At 62.0% G+C, this 6,932-nt stretch carries 6 protein-coding genes and 1 pseudogene; 1 reads left to right on the top strand and 6 read right to left on the bottom strand.

What is annotated here, in order from left to right; genetic code table 11:
- The 3 genes and pseudogenes from EN893_RS12735 to urtA all read right to left on the bottom strand — a co-directional run.
- Nucleotides 1–612 (bottom strand): annotated as a pseudogene (locus EN893_RS12735) (urea ABC transporter permease subunit UrtC); the annotation flags it as partial.
- Nucleotides 609–2,222, bottom strand: coding sequence for an urea ABC transporter permease subunit UrtB (gene urtB, locus EN893_RS12730; RefSeq protein WP_127271301.1), 1,614 nt, complete (start codon nt 2,220–2,222; stop codon nt 609–611). The pseudogene EN893_RS12735 and the gene urtB, both read right to left, overlap by 4 nt.
- A gap of 108 nt (nt 2,223–2,330) precedes the next feature.
- Nucleotides 2,331–3,641 carry an urea ABC transporter substrate-binding protein gene (urtA, locus tag EN893_RS12725; RefSeq protein ID WP_027036733.1) on the bottom strand — a complete coding sequence of 437 codons (1,311 nt, stop codon included), beginning with the start codon at nt 3,639–3,641 and terminating at the stop codon, nt 2,331–2,333.
- Nucleotides 3,642–3,950: 309 nt separating this feature from the next.
- Here urtA and EN893_RS12720 point away from each other — a divergent pair, with 309 nt between their 5' ends.
- Nucleotides 3,951–4,364, top strand: a complete 414-nt coding sequence (locus tag EN893_RS12720; RefSeq protein WP_127268965.1) for a hypothetical protein — start codon at nt 3,951–3,953, stop codon at nt 4,362–4,364.
- Between the two features lie 64 nt (nt 4,365–4,428).
- Here EN893_RS12720 and EN893_RS12715 read toward each other — a convergent pair whose 3' ends face one another.
- The 3 genes from EN893_RS12715 to EN893_RS12705 form a co-directional block, all read right to left on the bottom strand.
- Nucleotides 4,429–6,000 (bottom strand): GMC family oxidoreductase, encoded by a 1,572-nt coding sequence (locus tag EN893_RS12715; protein ID WP_127268966.1) that lies wholly within the window; start codon nt 5,998–6,000, stop codon nt 4,429–4,431.
- A gap of 46 nt (nt 6,001–6,046) precedes the next feature.
- Nucleotides 6,047–6,577: a gluconate 2-dehydrogenase subunit 3 family protein gene (locus tag EN893_RS12710; protein WP_127268967.1), complete on the bottom strand. Its 531-nt coding sequence runs from the start codon at nt 6,575–6,577 to the stop codon at nt 6,047–6,049.
- 87 nt (nt 6,578–6,664) lie between these two features.
- The coding region (locus EN893_RS12705) for a VOC family protein (protein ID WP_128361563.1) at nt 6,665–6,932 on the bottom strand (268 nt) is incomplete at its 5' end.

Below are 6,932 nucleotides of genomic sequence, written 5' to 3'. Positions count from 1 at the left end.
GGCCTGCACGTTGAAGCCGAGAATATCCTTGAAATCGGTCAGGCCGTTGTTGCCGCCGAACCCCATGTCGTTGCGAAAAAAGGCAAGCAGCAGCGCGTAGGTCATCGCCTGGGTGATGATCGAGAGATAAACGCCGGTGACGCGGCTGCGGAAGGCGAACCAGCCAAAGACGAAAGCGAGCAGGCCGGGCACCGCGAGCACCATGAGGCCGGCGAACCAGAAATGGTCGAAACCGTACCAGAACCAGGGCAATTCCTTGTAGTTCAGGAACACCATGAAGTCGGGCAAGATGGGATTGCCGTAAACGCCGCGCGAACCGATCTGCCGCATCAGATACATGCCCATCGCATAGCCGCCGAGCGCGAAGAAGGCGCCGTGACCGAGCGAGAGGATGCCGCAATAGCCCCAGACCAGGTCAAGCGCCAAGGCGAGCAGCGCATAGCAGAGATATTTGCCGGTGAGCGCGACGATGTAGGAAGGGACGTAGAAGGCGCTGGTGGGAGACACCGCAAGGTTGAGCAGCGGCACAAGGACGGCCACCGCCAGCAGGATGAAGATCGTGATGGCGATGCGGCGGTCCGCGCCGGCGGCAAAGAAGCGTCCCGTGATCATGCTTCCACCGCCCTGCCCTTGAGCGCGAATAGGCCGCGCGGGCGCTTCTGGATGAACAGGATGATCAGCACCAGCACGACGATCTTGCCGAGCACCGCGCCCGCATAGGGCTCGAGGAACTTGTTGACGATGCCGAGCGAGAAGGCGCCGACCAGCGTGCCCCACAGATTGCCGACGCCGCCGAAGACGACGACCATGAAGCTGTCGATGATGTAGCCGCGACCGAGATTGGGCGAGACGTTGTCGATCTGGCTGAGCGCGACGCCGGCAATGCCTGCAATGCCGGAGCCGAGCGCGAAGGTCAGCGCGTCTACCCATGGCGTCCTGATGCCCATCGAGGCGGCCATGCGCCGGTTGGCGGTGACGGCGCGCATCTGCAGGCCCCAGGGCGTGCGCTTCATCACGTAGAGCAGGATGCCGAAGACAGCGAGCGCGAAAACCAGGATCCACAGCCGGTTCCAGGTGATCGCCAACTGGCCGAGATTGAACGAGCCCGACATCCAGGATGGGTTGCCGACCTCCTGGTTGGTCGGCCCGAAGATCGAGCGCACGGCCTGTTGCAGGATCAGCGAGACGCCCCATGTCGCCAGCAGCGTTTCAAGCGGCCGGCCATAGAGGAAACGGATGACGCCGCGCTCGATGATCAGGCCAACCAGGGCCGCAACGAGGAAGGCGAGCGGCAGCGCAATGACCAGCGACCAGTCGAACAGGCCGGGAAAGGAGGTGCGGATCACCTGCTGGACGACGAAGGTCGTGTAGGCGCCGAGCATGACCATCTCGCCATGCGCCATGTTGATGACGCCCATGACGCCGAAGGTGATGGCAAGGCCGATTGCCGCCAGCAGCAGCACCGAGCCCAGCGAGATGCCGTACCAGATGTTCTGCCCGGCATCCCAGAAGGCCAGCGTCGAATTGATGTTGGCGATTGCGGTCGTCGCCGCTTGCTTGACCGCGTCGGTGGAATTCGCCTCGACCGAGGTGAGCAGGGAAACCGCATCGCGGTCGCCACGCGCGCCGATCAGGGCAATTGCAGCGAGCTTGTCGGCTTCAGGCCGGTCGGAGACCAGAACGGAGGCGGCACGAGCCTGTTCGAGCAGCGCCTTGACGCTGGCCACGGTCTCACTGGCGATTGCCGTGTCGAGCGGTCCGATGTTTGCGGCGTCGGGCGTCTTGAACATGGTGTCTGCGGCGGCAACACGCACGGCCGGGTCCTTGGCGCCGAGCGTCAGCGTGCCCAACGCATCGCGTATGACGCGACGCAGCGTGTTGTTGACCTTGATCTTGGTGATGCCGTCCTTGGCCGCCTCGCCCGACGCCTCGCCGCTCAACGGGTCGGAAAGCTGGACGCTTTCGCCCGCTTCCTTGCCGACAAACACAAGGGAATCAGCCTTGCGGACATACAGGTTGCCGTCGGCAAGTGCCGCAAGCGGCCGCTCTACCGCCGGATCGCCGGCGGCCGCCAGTTCGTGGACGACGGCCCCGATCTCGGAAAAGCCCTTGGCCGTGGCGAATTTGGCGATGATGCCGCGCAGATCGGCTTCGCCGGCGCCGGAGGACGACAGCGTCGCCAGCAGGAACAACAGCATCAAACCCGTGCGGATCAAGATCATCGGTCTCTGGTAACCCCTGAAGGTTGAAGTGGGCGTCCGGACGGCGGAGGAAGCCGTCCGGACGCGCGCGGTCATGGGCATGGACCTGAAGGTCCAGCCCGGGGAGGATCAGTTCGTGCCCTTGCCGCCGCACTTGCCGGTGGCAACATTGAAGTTGCCGCAGGACAGAGGCGCGCGCCAATCGGAGATCAGGTCCTTGGAATCAGGCAGATAGTCGGACCACTCGTCACCCATCACCAGGCCCGGCGTGCGCGACACGGTTTCGAACTGGCCGTCGGCCTGGATTTCGCCGATCAGCACCGGCTTGGTGATGTGGTGGTTCGGCATCATCGTCGAATAGCCGCCGGTCAGGTTCGGCACCGACACGCCGATCATGGCGTCGATGACCTTGTCCGGATCGGTGGTGCCGGCCTTCTCGACCGCCTTCACCCACATGTTGAAGCCGATATAATGGGCTTCCATCGGATCGTTGGTGGTGCGCTTGTCGTTCTTGATGAACTTGTGCCAGTCGGCGATGAACTTCTTGTTCTCGGGCGTGTCGACGCTCTCGAAATAGTTCCAGGCGGCGAGATGGCCGACCAGCGGCGCGGTGTCGAGACCGGCTAGCTCTTCCTCGCCGACCGAGAAGGCCATGACCGGGATGTCCTCGGCCTTGATGCCCTGGTTGCCGAGTTCCTTGTAGAACGGCACGTTGGCGTCGCCGTTGACGGTCGAGACGACGGCGGTCTTCTTGCCGGCCGAACCGAACTTCTTGATCGCCGAAACTTCGGTCTGCCAGTCGGAGAAGCCGAACGGCGTGTAATTGACCATGATGTCTTCAGCCGCCACGCCCTTGGCCTTCAGATAGGCCTCGAGGATCTTGTTGGTGGTGCGCGGATAGACGTAGTCGGTGCCTTCCAGCACCCAGCGCTTCACCGAACCACCGTCCTCGCTCATCAGATAGTCGACAGCCGGGATGGCCTGCTGGTTCGGCGCCGCACCGGTGTAGAACACGTTGCGCTCGCTTTCCTCGCCCTCATACTGGACGGGGTAGAACAGGATATTGTCGAGTTCCGAGAACACCGGCAGCACCGATTTACGCGACACCGAGGTCCAGCAGCCGAACACCGCCGCGACCTTGTCCTTGGAGATCAGTTCGCGCGCTTTTTCGGCAAACAGCGGCCAGTTGGAAGCCGGATCGACGACGACCGCCTCGAGCTTCTTGCCGAGCAGACCACCCTTGGCGTTCTGCTCGTCGATGAGCATCAGCATGGCGTCCTTCAGCGTCGTCTCCGAAATCGCCATGGTCCCCGACAGCGAATGGAGAATGCCGACCTTGATCGTGTCGTCGGCGGCCTTGACCGGAGCGGACGTCAACAGGCCGGCGGCGACCACACCAGCCGAAAACATTTTTGTTATTGTCGAGAAATTACCCCTCATATTACAGACTCCCAAGCTAGTTGATTGCACCGCAACACTACAAAGCAACCCCCATGCCAACCGCTCTGGCAATCCCGAAAGGGCACAAATAAATTATAGATATCAGCACCTTGGAATATAGGGCTTACAAAACAAAGAGAGGTGGCCAGAAATCGATTGAGGGAATTTTGCGCAGCTTGCGCAGCCTCTGCCTATTTTTCGATCATTTACCAAATCTGCCTAGATTTTGAACTCACCCGTGCCTCAGGCGACCGATGTTGCGGCGCGGTGCAAAAATAGGGCAAGCTCGCTCTTCAAGCGAGCGACGTCATGGTTTCAGGTATTTCACGTATTTTCATCGGCATACTGCTTCTGGCTGCAGCAACCGTGGCCGCGCGAGCCGATTTCAGCGACGGCAAGATGCCTGACGGCGCCTATCATTGCGAAGTGTACCTGCTTGGCATGTTCCTCAGCCTCGGCGACATCACCATCAAGGGGAACGTCTACAGCGGCCCCGTCTACGCCAGCCTCGGCGTCTTCGGCACCGCGCGGCAGGGCTACAACTACCAAATGGACGCAAACGGCGTGATCTCGTGGCTGGGGCCGCTGGGCGGATATACCGCCGGCGGCAATTCACTGTCGCTGACCCAGGCGACGCTGGACGGCGAAACAGTGCCCTCCTTCGACATCATCATGAAGCAGCCCGACGGCGCCTTCACCGCCTCGACCTGCACCAAGCAGTGAGGCGGCAAGAAAAAGGCGCGGAACCTTGCGGGTTCCGCGCCAGCAGTCCGTCGGGAGGATGTGACTAGATCGTCTTGGCCGACATCTGCGCCGCGATGTAGTCGGCCTGGCGGATCGCGAGCGACACGATCGTCAGGGTCGGGTTTTCGGCGGCACCGGTGGTGAACTGGCTGCCATCGGACACGAACAGGTTCTTGATGTCGTGCGCCTGGCCGTGCTTGTTGACGACGCCGTCTTCCGCTTTCTCGCTCATCCGGTTGGTGCCGAGATTGTGGGTCGACGGATAGGGCGGCGTCGGGAAGGTGCGGGTGGCGCCGACCGCATCATAGAGTGCCGTAGCCTGCTTGTAGGCGTGGTTACGCATCGCGGTGTCGTTCGGATGGTCGTCGAAATGCACGTCGGCGATCGGCATGCCGTGCGCGTCCTTCTCGTCGGCATGCAGCGCGATGCGGTTCTCCGCGCGCGGCATGTCCTCACCGACGATCCAAAGGCCGGCCATGTGGTCGTAGTGATCGAGTGCTGTGGTGAACGAGCGCCCCCATGCGCCCGGATCAAGAAACGCTGCCATGAACGGCAGGCCGAGCGACAGCGTCTCGAACTCGTAGCCACCAACGAAACCGCGCGATGGATCATGCCGCGCCTCGTCGCGGATGATGCCGGCCATGGTCGTGCCGCGATACATGTGCACCGGTCTGTCGAAGATGGCATAGACCGAGCCGGTGGTGTGACGCATGTAGTTCTTGCCGACCTGACCCGACGAGTTGGCAAGCCCATCGGGGAATTTCCCCGACGCCGAATTGAGCAGCAGCCGCGGGCTCTCGATCGAATTGCCGGCAACCGCGACGATGCGCGCCTTCTGCTCCTGCAGCTTGCCGTCTTTGTCGGCGTAGACAACGCCGGTCACCTTTCCGCTGGCGTCATGGTTGATCTTGATCGCCATGGCATTCGGCCTGACTTCGAGATGGCCTGTCGCCTCTCCCTTGGGTATCTCGGTGTAGAGCGTCGACCATTTGGCGCCCCATTTACAGCCCTGGAAGCAGAAGCCGGTCTGCTGGCAGGACATGCGGTCGTCGCGATCGACCGAGTTGATCGCCATGTTGCCGGTGTGGCATTCCTTGTAGCCGAGCTTGTCGGCGCCGGCCTTCAACACCTTGAAATTGTTGTTGCCCGGCAGCCGCGGCCAGTCATTGGTGCCGGTGACGCCCATCTTGGCTTCAGCCTTGGCATAGTAGGGCTCCATCTCGGCCAGCGTGATCGGCCAATCGAGCAGGTTGGCGCCTTCCAGTTTGCCGTAGGTCGACAGCCCCTTGAACTCATGCTCCTGGAAGCGCAGCGAAGCTCCGGCCCAATGCGTGGTCGAACCGCCGACCGACTTGACGATCCAGGCCGGCAGGTTGGGAAAATCCTTGGCCACACGCCAGTCGCCGGACGTGGTGCGCTTGTCGGTCCAGGCGAGCTGGCTGAACGAACCCCACTCGTCATTGATGAAGTCTTCGTATTCGTGGCGCGCGCCGGCTTCCAGGATGACGACGTCGACACCCTTCTGGGCGAGTTCGTTGCCGAGCGTGCCGCCGCCGGCGCCCGAGCCGATGATGACGACCACGCCATCGTTGTTCAGATCAAATGAAGCTGCCATGGTTTCCTCCCATGATTTCTGTTTGCGGGTTCAGGAGCGACGGGGCTCAGAGCCACTCGATGTCGTCGAAACCGCGCGCGATGTAGCCGCCCTTGGAATAGGACTCGCCCTCGTAACCGAAGATCGGCCACACCTCTTTCTGGTTGTAGAGGCTGACCACGAGGCCACCCCGAATGGCCTGGAAGAACGGCGTCGCCTCGATTTGCTTCAGCACGGCGACGCGCTGGTCCTCCCAGCCAAGGCCGCGGTAGCCGCCGTCACCGGACTTCTTGTCGAGGTCGGCGATGCCATCTTCGAGCATAGTCTTGTAGGCGGCGTCCTTGCCGGCCTGTTCGTCGTGGCCTTTCACGGCAATGGCGTAATATTTGTCCGGAACCTGATCGTGCGGATAGATGTCACGCGCCATCTGGATCAGCGTCGCCATGGTTTCGGGCTTGAGTGCCGATGTCTCCAGTCCCCAGGCATGCTCGGGGCTGATGACGGCGCTGCCTGAGATGACGAGCAGCGCGCCGATGCCGCCCCGTTTAAGAAGCTCTCGACGGGACAGCCCAGGCTTCGCGTCATAGATCGTGACCATTTTATTCCTCCCTGCTTGCTATGTGCGCTCTCTTCAGAACGCCGTTGCTGGCGCGCTGCCCCCGTCAGGGGACGGCTGCGATGTCTCCTATTGGAAGCGACCTCCGCGTTGCAGAACCTCGATCTTGTAGCCGTCGGGATCCTCGATGAAGAAAAAGCGGGCGATCAGCGATCCGTCGCGGTTGAACTCGACGATTTTCTTCGGGTTGAGCCCTAGCGCGCCGAGACGATCATGTTCGCCGTCGAGATCGACGACCGAGACCGCCAGATGGCCGTAGCCGTCGCCGAGCCCGTAAGGCTCCTGCCGATCCTTGTTCACGGTCAGTTCGAGCTCGAACCCTGCCTCGGCATTGCTG

Origin of the sequence: Mesorhizobium sp. M7A.F.Ca.CA.004.04.2.1, from assembly GCF_004022825.1 — a bacterium.
Taxonomy (GTDB): Bacteria; Pseudomonadota; Alphaproteobacteria; order Rhizobiales; family Rhizobiaceae; genus Mesorhizobium.
This window is presented reverse-complemented; position numbering and strand designations above follow the sequence as displayed.